This is a genomic window from Sphingobacterium sp. NPDC055431 (assembly GCF_053644255.1).
On the sequence record NZ_JBSHLH010000002.1, the window covers coordinates 251,650 to 272,736 of the forward strand.

Consider the following 21,087-nt stretch of genomic DNA (forward strand, 5'->3'; position numbering starts at 1 on the left):
GGTAGATATGAGATTTGAGATATGAGTATTGAGATAGAAAGTGTGTCAAAAAATTATCTTTTTTAAAGGATAGATATGAGATGTACAGATATCAAATTTAATATCTCCCATCTCATATCTCAAATCCCTTCCTACCTAATCGGATTATCTTTCAAATATTTTTCCCATTCCCAAGCTGATGACATCATTTCGTCTATTCCTAGCTCGGCTTTCCAACCCAATTCTTTTGTTGATTTAGTTACATCGCCCCAAACTTTGATGATATCACCTTCACGACGTGGGCCAACCTCGAAGTTCAATGGTTGTCCGGATGCTTTTTCGAAAGCTTTGATGGCTTCTAATACCGAATAGCCATTACCTGTTCCGATATTGAAAACATCGTAATTGCCATTAGGATTTCCTTTTTCCAGTAATTTAATGGCAGCAACATGCGCTTTCGCTAGATCCACAACATGGATGTAGTCACGAACTGCTGAACCATCTGGAGTCTCATAGTCATCGCCAAATACGGTCAGTTTCTCTCTCTTGCCGATGGCAGTTTGCGTAATGAAAGGTAATAAGTTTTGCGGAACACCAATTGGTAATTCACCGATCAGTGCCGAACTATGGGCACCTACTGGATTGAAGTAGCGCAAAGCAACAAATTGATAGTTTGAAGCTGCTTTAGCCGTTTCCTCTAATATTTCCTCTGCGATCTGTTTGGTGTTTCCATAAGGAGAAGTAGCTTTCTTTACTGGAGCACTTTCCGTTACTGGAAGGGTATCTGGTTCTCCATAAACGGTACAGCTTGATGAGAAAACGAAATTGATCGGTTTCTCACGGTAAGCTTCTAGTAAATTGATTAAGGAGAAGAAGTTGTTATGATAGTATTTTAATGGGTTCTGAACAGATTCACCAACTGCTTTGGAAGCTGCAAAATGAATAATACCCGTGATATCAGGATTTGCTTTGACAAATTCGTTTACTTTATCGGTATCACATAGGTCAAATTGATGGAATTCTGGTTTTACGCCAATGATTTTTTCAATCTGGTCCAAGATCTTGATATTGGAATTGGAAAGGTTATCAACTAGAACAGGTGTATATCCAGCATTATGCAATTCTACTACGGTATGTGATCCAATGAATCCGGTTCCGCCGGTGACAAGTATTTTGCTCATTTTATTTATAATTATATAGTTGGGTGTTCTTAAAATAATGTTCTATAGTATTCAATTGTTTTCTCAAGACCTTCTTTTCTTCCGATTTTTGGCTCCCACTGCAGAATCTCCCTAGCCTTGCTGATATCGGGGCGTCTTTTCTTAGGGTCATCAATCGGTAAAGGCTCATAGATTATTTTCGACTTACTGTTGGTCAATTGGATGATTTCGTTCGCCATGTCGATCAAGGTCATCTCATCTGGATTACCGATGTTGATCGGTAAATGGTAATCGCTGAAAAGCAGTTTGCAGATCCCTTCTACCTGATCTGAAACGTAAATAAAGGACCTTGTCTGTTTTCCATCTCCAAAAACGGTTACATCCTTGTCCTGTAAAGCTTGGGAGATAAAAGTTGGTAATGCCCGACCATCTTCCAGCCTCATTCGCGGGCCAAAGGTGTTAAAGATCCGTGCAATGCGAGTTTCCATCCCATGGAAATTATGATAAGCCATGGTCATGGCTTCCTGGAAACGCTTGGCTTCGTCGTAAACGCCTCTTGGGCCAACTGGATTTACATTTCCCCAGTATTCTTCATTCTGCGGAGAGACCAAAGGATCCCCATAGACCTCAGAAGTCGATGCAACCAAGATCCGCGCATTTTTGCTCTTCGCCAATCCCAGAAGGTTATGTGTGCCCAAAGAACCTACTTTGAGGGTCTGGATAGGGATCTTTAAATAATCAATGGGACTTGCCGGCGAGGCAAAATGTAAGATATAATGTAACTCTCCGGGTACATGGACAAACTTGGAGACATCATGATGGTAAAATTCGAAATTGGAAAGATGAAAAAGATGTTCAATGTTCTGAAGATCTCCTGTCACGAGATTGTCCATTCCGATGACATGAAAGCCTTGATCAATAAAATGGTCGCAAAGATGAGATCCTAAGAATCCAGCTGCTCCGGTTATTAATATTCGTTTGCGCTTGTTTTCTTGCACAATAGTGAATTTGAAAAGGTTTAAATATCTTTGACGAAGATAAGTAATATTTTAACATGATGCGTTTTCTTTACGACCTAGGGATTTTAATTTACGGCTTGCTGCTTCGCGTATTCGCATTGTTCAATGCGAAAGCCAAGTTGCTTGTTGATGGTCGTGATGGACTGTTGCAGCATATAGAACAATCGGTTGAAAAAGGGCAGCAATACATTTGGTTTCACTTTGCTTCATTAGGCGAATTTGAGCAAGGTAGGTCAGTTATGGAGCAAATAAAAAGTCGCCATCCTCAGGAAAAAATTATTGTAACATTTTTTTCCCCATCCGGATATGAGATCAGAAAAAACAGTCCTTTAGCCGATCATGTGTTTTATCTTCCAGCAGATACCGCTAGCAATGCGCGTCGATTTATCGATATCATCAACCCGAAGTTGGCCATCTTTACCAAGTATGAATACTGGTACCATTACTTCAAGGAACTCGATAAAAGAAAGATCAGGTTATTGATGATCTCGGCGATTTTTAGGGAAAACCAAGTATTCTTCAAACAATATGGGGGCTTCTTCCGCTCAATTCTCAAGAAGGTTTCCTATTTCTTTACGCAGAATACCGAAAGTGTGAATATGCTGAAATGGATTGGGGTTACGAAGGCAGGCTTGGCGGGAGATACACGCTTCGATAGGGTCGTGGAATTGCCGAAAGAACATAAACTGATCCCTGAAGCACAAACTTTCGCCGGGACCGAGGATATTTTAGTCGCAGGAAGTACTTGGCCAGCAGATGAAGCCCTGTTAAAAGTGTTGCTTGAAAACAATAAGGATTTGAAGGCTATTATTGCGCCACATGAAATCCATAAAGACCATATCGATGCCATGTTGAAGCTCTTTCCGCATGCATTGCTGTTCTCAAAATTCAATACCTATACCGATCAGCAAATTGCTGCTTCTAGGCAATTGATCATTGATAATATTGGAATGCTTTCTTCTTTGTACCATTATGGCCGTATGGCCTATATTGGAGGAGGCTTTGGTGCCGGTATACACAATACGTTGGAAGCAGCAACCTATGGGATGCCCGTGATATTTGGTCCGAAGTATGAGAAGTTTCAGGAGGCCATCGACCTGATGGAAATAGGAGCTGGTTTCTCCATTTCCAATGAACAGGAATTGCAAGATGTCTATAATGCCTTGTGTATAAGTGAAAAGCTGGTGCAGGCCAGTATTGCTGCCAAAAACTATGTCCAACAGCGATCTGGAGCTACACAAATCATTATGAAATACCTGGAAACTGAAAAATTATTGGGTTAATAATCCTGCTACTATAGGTAATCCTTAGGATATTTCCCTTTCACATGGGTTCCGAAACCAAACATAATAGGTTTGAATTCTCCTACAGGATCCACATTGGAATCCGCTTTGATTTCATTTTCCAAACCAACCGCCCAGTAAGAGGCATTCACGATCAGCCTTCTTAGGTTCTTGTCCAATAGGTCAATGGAAGATCCCATGGTCGTGGTGAAAACTTTACCTTTTTTACCACCAGGGATTTGGTAATCCTTGGTCCAAGCAACCGGCATAATTGATTTCTTTCTATTGATAGGGCTTTCTGCGGTCATTCGCAAGGTCGGTTGACCGAAAACCAGGATTTCTGAATTCTTTAAGCTGTTTTTGATCCCATACACATCTGAAGGCACCCAAATGTCCTCAACACCCAAAAGGATAGGGTTTTTGGCATTGATCTGTAGACCATTCATCAAACCTAAAGAGCCTTCTGTGCCATGGTCTCCATGGTGATTGATCCAGGTTTCCCCTAAAATAAATCCACCAAATCCACCTTTCCAATCTCCTTCTTGATTACTGAATCCATAATGCTTATATGCACTTTTAGATTCTTTCGGGAAGTTGAATGCATGGGTTGCTGTACGTAATCCGATAACTGGTTTTCCAGCTTTAAGGAAATTGTCAACATGTTTCATCTGTTCATCTGGCAATTCTCTGAACCGACTTGCTATGATCATTAAATCTGCATTCTCCAGGTTTTCAAGTCCGGGGATGTTCTTTTGGTATTCAGGGTCAATCTGTTTCGTCTCTGGGTTTATGGCAAAGAGAACGAAAGTTTCAAACCCATGCTTTTGAGTTAGGATTTTCGCCAGCATGGGTAAGCTTTCCTCAGAACGGTATTCTTCATCTCCAGAAATCAGCACCACTTTCTTGCCTTTGGCCTGCGCCTTTTCAGGGGTAAAGTGTAACCAATTATTTTGCTGGGCAATACAATTGCTTAGGCCAAAACTGAAGGATAGAAAGGCTATCAACAGGAGTTTATTGGTCCAAAATGAAAGAATAGAGGTGGTTCTGAGTTGATGTGTCATTATTTCTTATGAATGTTTTCGAGTTATATAGTCTCTACCTGTGCATTTGAGGTCCCTTCTTCGGTTTCGTGCTGACCTTTGTAGGCTCTCTTTTGCCAGAAATGGAAGAACAAGAACAAGACAATTAAAATACCTGGGAAGATAGCCAATTTAGCAAGGGTCACCTGACCTACTAATAAATCTAAATTTTCTATCACTTCTCCTGATTGTTGTACAGCAGCTTTAGAACTATCAATCCAACGACCGATTATTGGTTGGAAGATGGAAGTCGAGAACATTCCTACACCACCGATCACGGACATGCCGATGGCACCGCTCAATGGTACGCGCTGTGCTGTTGTGGCAATCATGGTAGGCCAGAAGTAACATACCCCAATCGCAAATAATATGGCTGCTACGTAGACCATTCCTCCTGTTGCAACAGAGAATAGGTAAACACCAATGGTGGCAAAGATGGCTCCGCCCAGTAATACACCGGTTTGGCCTAAAGCTTTGACAACTGGTCCAGCAAAGAATCTGCCTACTGCCATTAGACCTGTAACCAAGGCTAATACCAACATAGGACTGGCACCACTATTTGCCATAATGATTCCTACCCATTGTTGTGGTCCAAATTCAGAGATAGCCGTTAATGCCATACAGCAGAACAAGAAGATAAAGGTAAGCGAGAACATGGCCTTGAAATTATTGGAAAGAGAGGTTGCACTTTCTTCTTTTGGTTTAGGGAATGCTTTTCCGTAAAAGATGATCGCATATAAAATTGTTGGGATCATAATGATCCACATCTGAGTTTGCCAAGTTGCACCCATTTTAGTCATGACCAAGGAAATCAAACTTCCCAATACGATACCACCGGGGAACCACATATGGAACCTGTTCAGCATCTTATCCATTTTCTTGCCCGAATATAGATCGGCAATCAAAGGATTACAAGCCGCTTCGGTACAGCCATTTCCTAAACCGATAAATAAAGTTGAAATCAATAAGGTCGAATAACCAGTCGCAAAGATGGTCAACAATATCCCAAGGGTATGGGAAACGAATGCAAAGCGCATAATATTGCTAGGGCCAATTTTGTAATAGAAAATTCCTCCCAAGATCATGGAGATCGGGAAGCCGAGAAACCACATGGAATTGATAAATCCCAGTTGTTCGGCAGATAAATTGAAGCTTTGACCTAGCTGAGGTAATATCCCAGCACGAATTGAAAAGGTAAGACCTGTAGTGATTAGGGCTAGACAGCTTCCTAAAAACAAGGCACTAGGGTTAACTTGTTTACTCATAATGTGGTTTATTTGTGGTTAAATTATTTTGTGTTGATTTTAAATCAATCAACAAGATAACTTATTTTTTCTCAAAATTCACTAGATTATTTTTGATAAAATGATATCCATGTTCTGCAATCTCCCATGGATCGGAGTATTCTCGCCATACATTGATGGCGTTCGCAAAATCCGGATCCGCTCTTGAGAAGGCCTCAATCGTGTACCAGCCAGAATAATTGACCTCATTAAGGGTTTGAAAAACCTCATCCCAATGCACCAATCCTCTTCCAGGAGTACCACGGTCATTTTCGCTGATATGGACATGCGCCAAAACTGGAGCAATTTTCTGGATAGAATTTCGCATACTTTTTTCCTCAATATTGGCGTGGTGGGTGTCATACATTCCCTTTACATGCGGATGGTCGGTCAGGTCGATCAAATAAGCTAAATGATCGATACAGCTTGCCAGATAGTTTTCAAATCGATTGACCGCTTCAGGCGTAAGGGTTATTCCAGCCTGCTGGGCATGGTCGCCGGCTGCGCGCAAGGTTTCTGCTGCCCAATGGTATTCCTGGTCTGTAGGTGCCGCCCTGGAAAAATAACCATGAGCAGAATGAAAGGGTCCGCATAAAATCGTCGAACCCAAATCATGTGCTCGGTCAATTGCCCACTTTATTCTATCTAATCCTCGACTTCGACTTGCCGTGTCTGTCGAGATGGGACTTTCATTTTCGCCAAGTGTAGTTACCGCGTTGACTTCCAAACCTAGGTCATGGGCATGTTTTGCCAATGCCCTATATTCTTCTTCATCGGGAGATCCTATAAAGACTTCAACACCATCATAACCTATTTTCTTTAATCGATCTAAAATGGGGAATGCCTTTTCGGTAACTCCTGCAGTCCATGGTAAAATGTTAAATCCTATTTTGTTCATTCTTTATATATCTTTTTACAATTAATCTTAGTTTTCTAATGGATGTTCTTTTAATAGATCTTCTGGCGAATAGAAGCCCTTTTTATCTTTAATGGACTCCCGGATTTCCTTTACCTTAGCTGCAGAGATTGGATTTGCCTCATTGGTAAATGAATTCCTGACATAAGTCAGTACGTCTGCAATCTCTTGGTCGTTCAGCATCATTCCAAATGGAGTCATCGGTACCTGACCTGGATACTTCTTGCCATTGACCTCAATTGGTCCCAATAGACCATTCAAGGTTAATTTGATCAATCGATCTTCACTTCCGGTAACCCATTTGCTCGCATTCAACGGCGGGAAGCCAGAGGCATCCAATCCTTTGCCGTTCGGTTGGTGGCAGGTAACACAGAAGCCTTCTTTCGCATAGATCACAGCGCCTCGTCTGTATTGCTCTAAGGCAGGGCCAGTCAATTTCGTTGCCGTTTTACTGGTTTCCGATTTCTCCTTCACCGATTTGTTGTTCAGATGAGCTACGGATGTCAAGTATGCTGGTTTGTTCCACTTGTCAAGACTGCTGGTATCGATCGCATTCATCAAGTCTATGCCTTCACTTGGCTTCAGCCATGATGCTGCTGCAATCAACTCTAATTTTACACGACCACTTTCATCTTTTGTTGCCTTGGCCATCAAATCTTTATAATTCTTGATCTTATCGGTATTATAGCGAATGGCGTGGATTGCTGCAGCTCTCGCATGATAGTCGTTAGATTCCAATAATTTTTGGACAAGGTCTGCATTGATCTTATTTGCCCCCCAAGTAACCCACATCGCTTCCAATAGGTTGTGCAGGTATTTCGGATCTTTAGTATCCAATTTCTCAGCCCAAGCGGTTGCTTTCTTGGCAACTTCATCATCATCGCGCATTCTCAGTTCCGTACGCGTTCTATAACGGGTCCTGATTTCAGGGAATTTTAGGTTCTCCAGCAATTCATCGATGGATGCACCATCTATCTTCGCTGGTTTTACCAACGGCCTAGACGGATAGGTAATTCTATAGATACGTCCGTGAACGTGGTCACGCAGTGGATCGCGTGCGTTGTGCTGCATATGTCCAATCAGCATATTGTGCCAGTCAACGATGTACAGCGAACCATCTGGGGCAATCTCTGCATCAACAGGACGAAAGTTCTTGTCATCGGACCAAAATAGATCCTGCCTGTGCTTAGATTTATAGCCGGTTCCATCATCTACAAAGGTATGTTGCTTGCCTCCTAAGAAGCCGATGGTATTGTTCAATAGGTAATCGCCTTGAACTGAATCAGGGAAATGGCTTGATGAAATAAACTCCAGTCCTGAAGTAGGACGCACACGATGATTTTCGTCCACTAAAGAAAAGGACTTGTCGTTGGATTCCCCATATCTCGGTTTGATACTTCCGGGAAGCATCCATCTCACATCTGGTCCAGAAGTTTCCAGATAGATGGTTTGTCCCCATTCATCCGTAGCGATTCCCCATGGATTAGGAATAGATACTTGGGCTACACGCTCCAATTTCTTGGTTTGCGGAGCGTATCTGTAAAATCCGCCATTGACTCCTCGAACTGGTCCATAGGAAGTCTCTACATTGGTATGTAGGAATACACCCTCTGCCATGAAGATCGCCCCTGAAGGATCCATGCTATAGGCACTGTGGGCATGATGGGTATCATGATCATCAAATCCGCTTAAAATAACCTCTTTATGATCAGCTTTGCCATCATTGTCGGTGTCTTTCAATAGAACCAAATTCTTTCCTTGGGATAGATAAACCCCTTCTGGAGCAAATTCAAAACCAATCGGAAGATGTAAATGGTCTGCAAAGATGGATTGTTTATCAGCTTTGCCATCGCCATCGGTATCCTCTAGGATAATGATCTTGTCATTTGGTTTTCCATCACCAGCTTTATAATGTGGATAGCTAGGCATGGTTGCTACCCAAAGCCTACCTTTGGAATCAAAGGATATCTGAACTGGGTTTGCCAAATCTGGGAATTCCTTTTCCGAAGCAAATAGATCAATCTTATAGCCCGGTGCCGTATGGAATTTGGCTAATGCTTCTTCTCCATACAGGTATCTAGAATTTGGATCTTGTCCAAAGTCATAATTCGTTTTTACTTCAGGTAGCTTTAGGGTGTTTTTATCCATCGCTGCCAAATCATAGGATTCACCTTTTGCGGCCTTCCAGATTGCAGTATCACGGATATAGCCCATTTCGCGGAGTTTCTTGATTTCAAAAGGATAATTCTCTGGACCAAACGGATTAAAGCGACGGCCGTATGCATGCACGCCATTTGGGATCTTGAAGTCCTGAGTCCAGATCCAGTCTTTTTCTAAAACCGCATTCTTGATTTCATCTTTATGGATTGAAGCCTTTCCTTCGCCTTTACCGAATATGCTGGTCACCAAGTAATCAGCGAATATTCCATAGGCTTTTTCCGAAAGCTGTGAACCATCGATGGTCAGATAATCAGAGCTCTGATCATACCATTTTTGGCTGATGTCAAAAACATCAAGGAAAGGGACTTTCTTGTCTTTCGCCACCTGTTCCATCGCATCCGCATAGAGCTGGATGTTTTTGTTGAATTCTTTTCCGTCTGGTAGGTCATATGTATCGGTCAAATCCTCAAAAGCAATAGGGGAGATCAGCACTAGAGTAGTGCCCTTACCACCATTGTAATCTTGGCTGTTGGTATGGTCAATAAACGCTGCTATTTCGCCCTTGAAGTCCTCAATGCCTTCAGGTCCTCGGAAGGATTCATTATAGCCGAAGAAACCAAGGATCACATCAGGTTTCAATTCTATCAACCATTCATCTTCCGTAGGGAAATGTCCTTCACTGCCTGTATTGATATCAAATTCAGGATTGAACTTTTCCGCTCCCGGGAATGCCCAAGGGGAGTTCCTGGAAGGGTGGGGTCTAAAGCCAGGGGTATTGCCGGGGCTACAGATATTTCGGATAAATAAATTATAGTCAGGGAATCTTGTTTGAAGTTCGGTGTCAAAATCACCATATTCCATCATCCTTGAACCCAAATTGTTTCCAATTAGGACGATGCGGGAATCTTTTTGGATCTTCACTGGCTCCATGGTTGGCTTGTGCGTACAACTGGATAGGACTAAGATTAAAGAGAACAAAATAAATTGCCTAAAACTGTTCATATTAATTGTTATAGCGGTCTGTTTAGATTTATGAGAATCGATACAATTCTGGTTAACCAAATATAACCTTATAATCAATGTTGGGTGTCATGTACTGTCCTGTTGTACAAAAATTTTACAATAACCCTGTTTTTGTGGAAAGAAAATGGTTTTGGTATTATCTTTTAAAGTAATACCAATGGGTTGAACTATAAAATTATGGTGGATAATCGGGGAAATAGGTGTTAAATCTTCAATTTCTAAATCCCATTTCCTCAAAAAGAACAAAAAATAGATAGACCTCGAAAGATGGATATGAGTACGGTGTTAGGCATTCAGAGCACAATTGTCAAGGTATGGGCATGGTCCAAAATAGATGGTCCGATCAAGGTAGGACTGGCATTTGGGTTTGGTTGGAGGTCTTCGGTGTCCAACTTTATTTCTTTTTGAGACTTTCATAAACCATTTGGTGGTAAGGCATTCCAATTCCCATCTCTTTTGATTTAGCCTCGAAGAAACCTATAAGCTCTTCCATTTCGTTCCTAGGGTTGTTACCCTGTAAATCCGAATGAAGGGAAGTGGTGGCGTCAATAGGTGTCGCCATCAGCATACCAATGATATTTTCCTTGGTTCCTAGATTTAGTCTCACGTTCATTTTTAAAGCCAAATCAATACCTTCGTCCAGGAGCGCCAGAAACGTATCGAAAAAATCCCGGTTACTTCTAATCTGTCCAAATGTGGCGTTAAAGTAACATGTCGATGCGGCAGCCGAAGAAATAAAGAGAAATTTGGTCCAGATCACAGGTTCAATCTCTTCTGTAAGTCCAGCATCAATCCCAGCTGAACGTAGCAACTGGTAAAAATATGTAAGGCGATCGTCCGTCTGGCTGGGTATCCCAAAATGCAGTTTTTCAAATTCTGAAAATTTTTCCACAGCACCGTCCCCCACCTTCCTCACGACTATGTTTGTACATCCGTAACATACCAGGGCAGAGGGGAACCTTTCCTTGATTTGCAAGACCGATTGAACCCCGTTCATCAGGGGTATGATAACAGTACGCTCGCCCACGGATTGCGAAATGCAATCCAAAATGCCCAATAAGTCTGGGGTCTTGGTGCAGATCAATATATAATCGTAGGTTCCCTTTCCCCTTGCATCGTGGAACACATCATCAGGTTTACCGGTAATCTCCAATCCTCCATCTCTTACCATCAAACCTTGTTCCTGAACAAAGGAAACTGATTTTTCCCTCACTAAGAATTCTATTGACAGACTTCCATCATTTGGGTTGGAGGCACAGAGCTTGCAACCAAAATATCCTCCAATTGCACCAAGTCCAGCTATCAATACTTTTGTTTTTTCTATCATGTCCGTTTTTGTTTAGATGATTACCAGTCTTTGGGGTTTTCAGTCACCATGTTATGATATAGTCATAAAGATAATATACATTCGTAGAAAAGGAGGCTCAGAACAATAAACACGCTAATTTATACCCTTGTGTTTCCAGTCACGTCCCAGGAATGCTTAAATTATCCATTGGTCAATTTGGATAAAAAGTTCCTTAAGACTATCGCTTGGTTGTGTAGGGGATCCCTGGCACTATAGAGAAGGCAAAGGTTTTCTTTTTGCGCAATGTTTCCTAATCTTAAAAGGTCGTTTTTTTGACTATCTAATTCTGTTTGATACCTAAGGGAGAACTCATCAAATCTTTCGGGTATATGTCCGAACCATTTTCTCAATTCAGTTGAAGGAGCGATATCCTTGTTCCATTCATCCAATTTGGCGCCATTTTTCTTTACTCCTCTGGGCCAAATCCGATCAATTAAAACCCTATACCCATCAAGGGGTGACGGGGGCTCATATATCCTTTTAATTTGGATTTCCATAATATTATATGTTAATATAAGGAATATGAAAGGTTTTTGTTTTGATTTTTCAAAATTTCATCTTGGATTGCCAAATGAATTGTCTTCTTTCCAGTTTATGCATACATTAGTTGTCAAATATTCGGTTTTAAAACGGGTTCATGTACTTTGATAGAGAAATCTTCTCTGGACAAGTTCCGATGAACGCTAATATTTGTTGAGAATAAATTGTATTGACTTAGAACAGTTATACAATAAATGTTATGAATTATAAGGATTTCGTAATTATTTGATTTGTTCCCATCCTCCGTTTTTGTCTCAGATTATTATGTTTGGATGGTTGTTATGGGAATGAACCTGTTAAAAGCAGGAATGAGATTTGAAAAAGAAAAAAGAAAAGGGGCAATTTGGTCAAAATGCCCCTTTTCATTATTAATAATAAGTATATCTCCTTACACCAGCGATATGTCTTGCCAATCGCATGACTTGGTGAGAATAACCATATTCATTATCATACCATACATAGATAATGGCTGTTTTTCCATCTTCCGAAACGATATTTGCAGGAGCATCGATAACTGAAGCTGCTGAAGTTCCGATGATATCTGAAGAAACGAGTTCCGAATTGTTGGTATAGCTTATCTGTTCAACCAGGTCGCCATCCAATGCAGCCTTTTTCAGGAGATCATTCAGTTGGTTCAAGGTTGTTTTGTTATTTAATTCTAAGTTGAGGATTGCCAATGATCCATTTGGTACAGGAACGCGGATGGCATTGGAGGTGAGCTTTCCAGCCAAGGCAGGCAATACTTGTGCCACTGCTGAGCCAGCACCGGTTTCTGTGATCACCATGTTCAATGCAGCTGCACGGCCCCTTCTGGATTTCTTGTGCATGTTATCGACTAGGTTTTGGTCATTGGTATAGGAGTGAATGGTCTCGATATGACCTTTACTGATGCCCAATTCTTTTTCTAAAACTGCCAATACCGGTGAGATGGCATTGGTTGTACAAGAAGCTGCTGAGAAAATATGGTCCTTTTTAGGATCTGCATCCAATTCATTTACTCCGTAGACGACATTAGGAACACCTTTTCCAGGGGCGGTCAATAAGACCATTGCAGCTCCTTTGGATGTCAGATGCCTAGCCAATTCTTTATCATCACGGAAAGCACCTGTATTATCAATAACTAAGGCATCTTTGATACCGTATTTACCATAGTCGATATCTTCAGGGTTTTTGGCAGAGATAATGTACACGGGAATCCCATTGATGATCAATGCCCCGTTTATAGCATCAACTGCAACTTCGCCATCAAAGTTTCCATGGATGGAATCTTGTCTTAGCAAAGCTGCTCTTTTCTCCAATGTTTTTTTATCAACCTCATCTCGTGTTACGATGGCTCTTAAACGCAATTGTCTGCCTGCTCCAGCCTTGCTAATGAGTTCGCGAGAAAGGAGCCTTCCTATCCTTCCGAAACCATAAAGAACCACATCTTTTGGCTGGAAAGGTAAGTGTTGATTGGCTGGTTCCAACTCTTTGCGGACAAATTCTTGGACGTCAGCTTCTTGGATGCGTTGTTTGCGGATGTTCAATGCCAATTTTCCGATATCTAACCTTGAAGGATTGAGATCTAGGGCATAGATAGCCTCGGCAACCTTTAAGGTTTCCATAATATTCAACTCAACACCGGTATACTCTTTTGTTTCTTGATGTAGATTCAGAATAAAACTAACTCGGCGATCGATCAATTGGTTTCTGAAGAGCACGAGTTCTATGGATTGGTTAAACCATAAGTCGCTTATTATTTGAATAAGCTTAACGCATGCATTTTGGTTTGATTTGTAACTTTTGATCTGGTCCTCAAAAGTAGAATTGTGTATCATAATTATTGAATGAAGAAATTTCACACAAACTTAGAGCTTTTGTATTGCTTAAAAAATTAAAATTGAAAATTTGGCAAGGAAAAGCTATTTAAGGTTTGTTATTTTTGTTATTTTTTAAAAATGGCAATGATATTTTGGGAATATATCAACATTCTTCTCTTGTTTGCTAAACGCTTTTTGCTTATTTTACTTAATAAAGTGCTGTTTGGGATAAATATTTAATAATCTAGGTTTATTACACATTTTAATGAATTGTAAAGAATTCCTTACAGAAGTTGCTTAAAACGTTTTAGTTGCTATCTTTAAGCTAATCGATAAGAGATAATAAACCTTTAATCCAGAAAATATTTCATGAGGAATACCTAGAATTCAGTTTTTTTGAGTCTTGGACCTCCGCTATATCTATCACAGACGATTTACAGAATTACCTATGATTAATAAAACAAATGTCCTTGGGGTTTTTATATTGCTGCTGACACAAATGTTGTCAGCGCAACATATCAAGAATGATTTACGAGCACCAGCTTTTCCCCTGATTACCTTAGACCCAAATACCAGCGCATGGTCTTATACCAATAACCTATATGATTCCAATCCTTCACATTGGTCGGATAAGAACTTGCCTTTTATGGGAGTGTTGAAAGTGGACGGACAGTTCTATCGATTTATGGGAGCCGAGGATGTAGAGATGCTAACGGTAATCCCGAACGGAGAGGACAAGGCATGGGATGGAAAGTATGTAACCACGGAACCAGCAAAAGATTGGTCTGCCAAGGGTTTCGATGCTTCTAAATGGCAAGCTGGGAAAGGTGCATTTGGTACAACTGAAAATGAATCGCTGAGCAAGACCAATTGGACCACAGATAAGATCTGGGTAAGGAGAGAAGTGGTACTTGCAGAAGATCTAAGCAATAAATCCGTGTACCTGGAATATTCGCATGATGATGATGTCAAGATCTATATGAATGGCATTGAAGTAGTCAACCATGGTGGAACTGGAAAGAATAAACGAGTTAAATTATCTGAGGAGGTAGTAAAGACCTTAAAGAAAGGCAAGAATAGTATTGCCGCCTACTGTTTCAACGGAGGCGCAAATGGCTTTCTGGATTTTGGACTGTTGGTGGAGCGTAGTGATAAGGCCTTTTTTGCAAATACAGCAAAGCAGATTTCTGTAGATGTACAGCCTATGCAGACTCTATATACCTTCCAATGTGGAGATGTGGAATTGAAAGTGACCTTTACGGCTCCAGTATTTTTGGATAATCTGGAATTATTGTCTAGGCCGATCAACTATTTGAGTTATGAAATCAAATCGCCACAACCGAAAGAAATTGAGCTGTATTTTGAAGCCTCCCCAAATTGGGCATTGAACCTTCCGACCCAGGAATCGGTTTCAAGTAGCTTTGAAAAAAATGGAATTACCTATTTAAAGACAGGGTCAACATCGCAAAAGATATTGGGCAGGACGGGAGACCATGTGAAAAACGATTGGGGATATTTCTATTTGGCCAGTGAAAGTGCCGGAACAACGGCAAAGGTAGCCCCGAGCATGACATTGCGTTCTGCATTTGCTTTAGGAGCTGCTACCGATGCTGATCAAAAGGGCGGAGTAAAGCAATTGGCATTGACCAAGAAATTGAAGGTCAATGGTACGGCAAAAGGCAAAATTGCCATTGGCTATGATGATTTGTATGCCATTCAATATTTTAATACCAACCTAAGGCCTTATTGGAACCGTAAAGAAAACAGCAGCATTGAACAGCAGTTTGAAATCGCCTTTAAGGAGTATGATCAATTGATGGCGGCGAGCAAGAAGTTTGATGATAGATTCATGCAAGAATATCAGCAATATGGAAAAGAATATGCTGAGCTGTGTGCTTTGGCTTATAGACAATCCATTGCTGCCCATAAACTGGTAGAAGCGCCTAATGGTGACCTGCTTTGGTTGTCAAAAGAAAACGACAGTAATGGTTCTATCGGTACGGTGGACATTACCTATCCTTCATCACCTCTGTTCTTGATCTATAATCCAGAACTTGCAAAGGGCCTGGCCAACTTTATCTTTTATTATTCAGAGTCTGGAAAATGGCAGAAACCATTCCCTTCGCATGATATCGGTACCTATCCTGTTGGAAACGGTCAGACATACGGTGGGGATATGCCGATCGAAGAAGGTGGAAATATGTTGATCTTGACTTACGCCATTGCAAGGGCAGAAGGAAATGCTGATTATGCGAACAAGCATTGGGCTACATTGACCACTTGGGCAGATTATTTGGTCGAAAAAGGCCTAGACCCGGAAAATCAGCTTTGTACAGATGATTTTGCAGGTCATTTCGCCCATAATGCGAACCTTTCAGTCAAGGCTATTATGGGAATAGCATCCTATGGTCATTTAGCAAAGATGTTGGGGCAGGATGAAGTAGGCACGAAATATATTAATAAGGCTAAGCAAATGGCGAAAGAGTGGGAGCAGATGGCAAAGGATGGCGATCATTACAAGCTTACTTTTGATAAATCAGGAACCTGGAGCCAGAAATACAACATGGTTTGGGACAAGATCTTTGATATGGGGATTTTTGATCCGAAGATCAGGGAAACGGAGATCAAGTACTACTTGACCAAACAGAATAAATACGGGCTTCCTTTGGACAGCCGTGAAGCCTATACCAAGACGGATTGGATTTTTTGGACAGCTACAATGGCGGATAAACATGAGGACTTCCTTAAGTTCCTAAAGCCTGTTTATCTGTTCATGAACGAGTCAACAACACGGGTGCCGATGTCGGATTGGATTTGGACAGATCGTCCTGAACGCAGAGGATTTAAGGCAAGAGCGGTTGTAGGTGGGTATTACATCAAACGTTTTGAGGATTTGATTAAAAAAGGAAATTAAGATCAGGTTATATATTAGGTTAATTAGAGAGGGGGGTGCGAAAGCATCCTCCTTTGTTTTTAATCGACGATAAATAATTCGGCTGCTATCTGATCCGCCAGTAATTTTCCGGATGGGCTTAAGCTTATAATGCCTTCTTCAGAGATTAAAACTAGCTCCTTGTGAAAATATTCCTCGATGTTCTTAAGGATGCTGCTCAGGTAATCGTTTCCAAATTCCTTTTCCACGTAGTTTTTGTCGATTCCCCATTTGGTTCTTAAAGAGGTCATGACATATTCATTGAATCGGTCTTTCTTGCTCAGTTGTTCAGTTTCAAACGGGAGTTCTTTGGTTAGGATACCTTTGATGTACAGGGCATTATTGGCAATATTCCAGGACCTGGAAGTTCCGTTGAAGGAATGTGCTGAAGGGCCTATGCCTAAGTACGGTTTTCCTTTCCAGTAATTGCTGTTGTGACGGGCGTAACGATCCGGCTTAGCAAAATTGGAAATCTCATAATGTTCATATCCCAAGGAAGTCAATGTATCGATAAGCATCAGCATCTGTTCGGCGCTCTGTTCTTCATTGAGAGCAGGGGTTTTTCCCTTGTTGATCAGATGCGCCAATGCGGTTTTCTTTTCCACTGTCATGGAATAGGATGAGATATGTGGGACTTCCAGGTCAATCAGGGATTGCATATTAGATTTCCATTTGCTATTGGTCAATAGGGGATAGCCATAGATAAGGTCGCAGGTAATGTTTTCAAAACCTGCATCTTGAACGCGCATGATCGATGATCTGGCTTCTTCGGAATTATGGGCACGGTTCATCCATTTGAGGTCCTCCTCGAAGAAAGATTGAATGCCGATGCTAAAGCGGTTGATTTCGGTGTTGCGGAGTTCCTGGACTCTCTTTTTATCCAAGTCGTCAGGATTTGCTTCAAGGGTGATCTCTGCATCCGAACTGATTTCAAAGTATTTGGCAACTTTGCCGATTAAGGCGTCGATTTCCTTTGCTTGGAGGATGGAAGGGGTTCCGCCGCCAAAGTATATGGATTCTACTTTTTTGTTCTCGAGGTAGGAGGCTCGGAGTTCAATTTCCTGATGCATGGCTTGGAGCAGGTCTTCCTTGTACTTTAGGGAAGTGCTAAAGTGGAAGTCACAGTAGTGACAAGCTTGTTTGCAAAATGGAATGTGGAAATAGAACATGGGTGCAAATATAAGTATAGATAAATTATGATAGAAATTAATAGATTTTAAAATTAAAAACCTTATTTTCAGATTATTAATTCGATTAAAACTATATTTTTTTTATAAGTTTATGTGAGGATTTTTGGAAGTTTTGTTACTTACCTTGTTACTTCTATATTACAAAAAATAACAAAAGTAAAACATGATTAAAGTACGTTTTATACCATTAAATCAGGTGTGTTCAGTACATATCTAGATATTTAGTACAAGACTTCAGATAATAAATCTGAGCGAAGTTATGAATTTTTAGGCATCCATGTCCATAAAGATTATTCAAGCTCGCGGGTTCGGATCATGGAAAAGGATTCTGAGAATATTAAGTTAGTACTATAATAAATAAACGTGAAACTGATCTCAATTTTGCAAAACATGGATATGAGAAAAAATCGGGGCCAATCATCAAAGAAGAAAAACAAAATATTAGCTGGGGGGGTATAAGTTTAGAAGATAGTATTATGTCAAATTAAAAATTACTTACTAATCATCAATTAAGCAATTGATTTATAATACAATTACACATTCTGGGTGCTCGCTCAGTTTGGCATGAGGTAAGGATATTTATCAGATAGATTTGATATAAATTATTTGAACTTCTTTGTAAATAGTCAAAAATATCTAAACTGTTGCAAAGATATTTGATATATTTTTTTGCGCACCAAAATCCTTAGGTAATCAAAACCATCGAAATTGATTAACAAATCCATTTGTGATAAATTTATACACATCTACCCAACTAGATAATCAAAAACCAGAAAAATTGATTAACAAAACTATTTGTTATAAATTTATTTTTAAGGTTATTTAATAATAATTATTGATCTAGAATCATAGATCTGCCATTATGTACCTCAAGGTACATTTTCGGAGCGATGGGTAGTTTAGCTGCTTTTTGGTTTATTGAATTTTGATCTCAGTAGCTAACAAAATTATTATTGGAGTTTGCCATTGAAAGCGGAGAGAATTCTATTCTCGAATCCCCAATTGAAGGACGCCAAGTGCTATTAGAGGTTTCAAGTGTAGAAATTGGGAAAGCTGTTGCTAATTATGTGGAGGCAAGGGGGTAGGGTTGAGGTGTCAAAATACTGAGATTAAACAAAATAGGGGATCCAGGTATGTGTGATTGGTTTAAAAATCATCAAGGAAAACTAAGTTTATTAATCTATACTTATTTCCTGCCTTCATTATAGAAAATATATAATCCATCCTTCCCGGCAACTATTATATCTTTTCGCCCAGTGTTCATGAGATCAGTTACAGAAAAGTAAATCCCAGCACCTTTACCTTGATCAAAGGGGCCATAACTAATGATATTCTTTGTGAAGGACTCCCCATTCCATTTGAAATAATATAAACCTATCGGGTCGTTAGCTCCGGGGTCTTTTCCGTTGTGGGCTCTATATCGCTTACCGGTGATGAGCTCTTCTTCTCCATCGCCATCAATATCAATCCATTCCATGGTATGGTATTGCGAATTGTTGAGATCAATAGGATGTTCTATCCAATCTCGTTTACCGTCAGAATCTATCTTTTGTTCATACCAACGAAGGCCATAGGAGTGGCCTTGACCAACGATAAGGTCATTTATACCATCTTTTTTGATTTCCAATACTAACACTGGAATGCTTGCATCTCCAAAATCAAACTCCTGGTGTAAGGTCCATTTCCCCTTAAGATCTTTTGGAGCCTCTAGCCAACCATTATTGACAATGATATCTATCCGTTTATCGCCATTTACATCTCCAAAACCCATTCCATGTCCTTGAGTTGGAGCCACATCGACCTTACTGAATTTTCCAGTCCCTTTACCATTGGAGTCGGTGATTAATTTATAGTACTTCAAGGGGTGCCCAGGATTGTTTGGAATGATTTCTAGGTTCCCATCTCCGTCAAGGTCAAACCCCCTTGCCGTCTCAATATTGCCGGTTGAATCAATCCTATGTTTCTTCCAATGCCCATTGTCTCCAGGATTCTCCATCCAATATAACGTCCCGGCAAACCATCCTCCGGTTATATAATCCATCTTACCATCTCCATTGACATCCATTGGGATATGCATAAATTCATCCCAGTATTCATCTACGCGTTTTACCTCGGAGATAAAATGTCTTTGCACATAGTCTGGTCCTTCATACCAAAAGGCTCCAGACACCAGATCTGGCTTCCCGTCTCCATTCACATCAAATACGCCTACAGATTCATAGGTTTCCGATGAAACCTTCACTTTTTTGAAGTGAACAGGCCCGACAAAGTTGTCCTTTTTTTGATCCTGACCAGAAGAGGATAGTATAAATCCTAGGCTTAGAATGGTTAATAGTGTTAATCTCATATCTTCAATTTAACCAATTGGCAATATAGGTCCATCATGGGCTGTCATGGTTTTAGGAGATTAATCAAAAAGCTGTAAGCAGTTAGTGATAGCCTTTCCAAGACATGCTTGATAATAAACGAGAAAGACATAAGGTCGCCTGTTCAATTCCTGTAAGATCATATTTTTATCTTTTGGTATTCAAAATGATTTGTGATTCATACTTCCAACAATAAAATACGCTTAAAGAGAAATTAATGTTAATCACAAGTTAATTACCGCTATATGAGTGGGGCTGTTATTTATGGCCTCATGTTCCACCTCCAATCAAGATAAGTCCAATGGACAGATTGCAAGGATACCGTTAATCAGGGTGTACTTGATACCAAAGTGGTTATTGAGGATGTAGAGAAAACAAAACCTGCTCAATCATCACGAGCTGCAATCGCATCAAAATAAGTGAATGATGGCACATTGAGCTTTACCAAAGCGAAAGTTGTCGGAGGCTTCCTAAATGTGAGTTAAGATTAGACAACACTGAAAAAAATGTAATAAGCATCAACTTTCCTGGTGAAAACTTTTATCAATTCGATGAACCAAATGCAAAAAAGTACAGTCTACTGAAAGAGGACGCCGGAAAATTTATGTCTATTCCTCGCAAAGAAAAAGGTAAGTAGCTTTTGTACTTAGGATCAGATAAGATGGCGTTGATCTGCTAGAAATTTGCTGTTCTGTCCCCAGATACCAAAACCATTAGTTTGACACTAAGTGATTACGGTAGCTTTGACGCCTTACCAATAATCAGGTAATATGAGAAAAATAGAAATCTTATGCGAACTATCTTTCATGGTTTGGTTACACCCTGTAATTCGGAAGCAAAGAAAGTAACGCTGCAAAACTCAGCAGAATTGACCGCTACTGAAGATTCCATTGAAGATAATGAGAAAATGAGGAGGTTGAGCAACGCTCCTGGGGGTTGAAGTGAAATACCTATATCCACAAGTGTCAGTAAATAAAAAAGAAGGCCACAAATATACACGAGGGCACTGA

General features: G+C 40.4%; 14 protein-coding genes. 3 read left to right on the forward strand and 11 right to left on the reverse strand.

The genetic code is table 11. The features are described 5' to 3' along the window. Nucleotides 1-131: 131 nt before the first annotated feature. A complete protein-coding gene (galE, locus tag ACWIB3_RS04065; protein ID WP_185217427.1) occupies nucleotides 132-1,160 on the reverse strand; it encodes a UDP-glucose 4-epimerase GalE in 1,029 nt (342 codons plus the stop codon). 29 nt (nucleotides 1,161-1,189) lie between these two features. Beyond that, nucleotides 1,190-2,137, reverse strand: coding sequence for a UDP-glucuronic acid decarboxylase family protein (locus ACWIB3_RS04070; protein WP_093099301.1), 948 nt, complete (start codon nucleotides 2,135-2,137; stop codon nucleotides 1,190-1,192). A 56-nt stretch (nucleotides 2,138-2,193) separates the two neighbouring features. On the opposite strand from ACWIB3_RS04070, the gene ACWIB3_RS04075 reads away from it, so the two are divergent. After that, nucleotides 2,194-3,441: a 3-deoxy-D-manno-octulosonic acid transferase gene (locus ACWIB3_RS04075; RefSeq protein WP_454290957.1), complete on the forward strand. Its 1,248-nt coding sequence runs from the start codon at nucleotides 2,194-2,196 to the stop codon at nucleotides 3,439-3,441. 11 nt (nucleotides 3,442-3,452) lie between these two features. On the opposite strand, the gene ACWIB3_RS04080 is transcribed toward ACWIB3_RS04075, so the two are convergent. From ACWIB3_RS04080 to ACWIB3_RS04110, 7 genes are all read right to left on the reverse strand, one after another. Then, nucleotides 3,453-4,502: a ThuA domain-containing protein gene (locus ACWIB3_RS04080; protein WP_454290958.1), complete on the reverse strand. Its 1,050-nt coding sequence runs from the start codon at nucleotides 4,500-4,502 to the stop codon at nucleotides 3,453-3,455. 23 nt (nucleotides 4,503-4,525) lie between these two features. After that, entirely contained in the window at nucleotides 4,526-5,785 is a 1,260-nt protein-coding gene (locus ACWIB3_RS04085) for an MFS transporter (protein WP_093099298.1), read from the reverse strand. Between the two features lie 61 nt (nucleotides 5,786-5,846). Next, complete coding sequence (locus ACWIB3_RS04090) at nucleotides 5,847-6,701, reverse strand: sugar phosphate isomerase/epimerase family protein (RefSeq protein WP_093099297.1); 855 nt, start codon at nucleotides 6,699-6,701, stop codon at nucleotides 5,847-5,849. A gap of 27 nt (nucleotides 6,702-6,728) precedes the next feature. Continuing rightward, on the reverse strand, nucleotides 6,729-9,881 hold the full coding sequence (locus tag ACWIB3_RS04095) for a PVC-type heme-binding CxxCH protein (RefSeq protein WP_454290959.1): 3,153 nt from the start codon (nucleotides 9,879-9,881) through the stop codon (nucleotides 6,729-6,731). A 415-nt stretch (nucleotides 9,882-10,296) separates the two neighbouring features. Next, on the reverse strand, nucleotides 10,297-11,229 hold the full coding sequence (locus ACWIB3_RS04100) for a ketopantoate reductase family protein (RefSeq protein ID WP_312695789.1): 933 nt from the start codon (nucleotides 11,227-11,229) through the stop codon (nucleotides 10,297-10,299). A 161-nt stretch (nucleotides 11,230-11,390) separates the two neighbouring features. Beyond that, the gene (locus ACWIB3_RS04105; protein ID WP_185213079.1) at nucleotides 11,391-11,747 is read right to left on the reverse strand and encodes a DUF488 domain-containing protein; all 357 of its coding nucleotides are present in this window, start codon (nucleotides 11,745-11,747) and stop codon (nucleotides 11,391-11,393) included. 411 nt (nucleotides 11,748-12,158) lie between these two features. Further along, nucleotides 12,159-13,607, reverse strand: coding sequence for a glyceraldehyde-3-phosphate dehydrogenase (locus ACWIB3_RS04110; protein WP_312695790.1), 1,449 nt, complete (start codon nucleotides 13,605-13,607; stop codon nucleotides 12,159-12,161). A 430-nt stretch (nucleotides 13,608-14,037) separates the two neighbouring features. On the opposite strand from ACWIB3_RS04110, the gene ACWIB3_RS04115 reads away from it, so the two are divergent. Next, nucleotides 14,038-16,503: a glutaminase domain-containing protein gene (locus tag ACWIB3_RS04115; RefSeq protein WP_454290960.1), complete on the forward strand. Its 2,466-nt coding sequence runs from the start codon at nucleotides 14,038-14,040 to the stop codon at nucleotides 16,501-16,503. A 59-nt stretch (nucleotides 16,504-16,562) separates the two neighbouring features. On the opposite strand, the gene hemW is transcribed toward ACWIB3_RS04115, so the two are convergent. After that, nucleotides 16,563-17,690: a radical SAM family heme chaperone HemW gene (hemW, locus tag ACWIB3_RS04120; RefSeq protein WP_312695792.1), complete on the reverse strand. Its 1,128-nt coding sequence runs from the start codon at nucleotides 17,688-17,690 to the stop codon at nucleotides 16,563-16,565. Between the two features lie 1,207 nt (nucleotides 17,691-18,897). Next, nucleotides 18,898-20,058, reverse strand: a complete 1,161-nt coding sequence (locus ACWIB3_RS04125; protein ID WP_454290961.1) for an FG-GAP repeat domain-containing protein — start codon at nucleotides 20,056-20,058, stop codon at nucleotides 18,898-18,900. A gap of 809 nt (nucleotides 20,059-20,867) precedes the next feature. Here ACWIB3_RS04125 and ACWIB3_RS04130 point away from each other — a divergent pair. Further along, nucleotides 20,868-21,017 (forward strand): hypothetical protein, encoded by a 150-nt coding sequence (locus ACWIB3_RS04130; protein WP_454290962.1) that lies wholly within the window; start codon nucleotides 20,868-20,870, stop codon nucleotides 21,015-21,017. The last annotated feature ends 70 nt before the right edge of the window (nucleotides 21,018-21,087 follow it).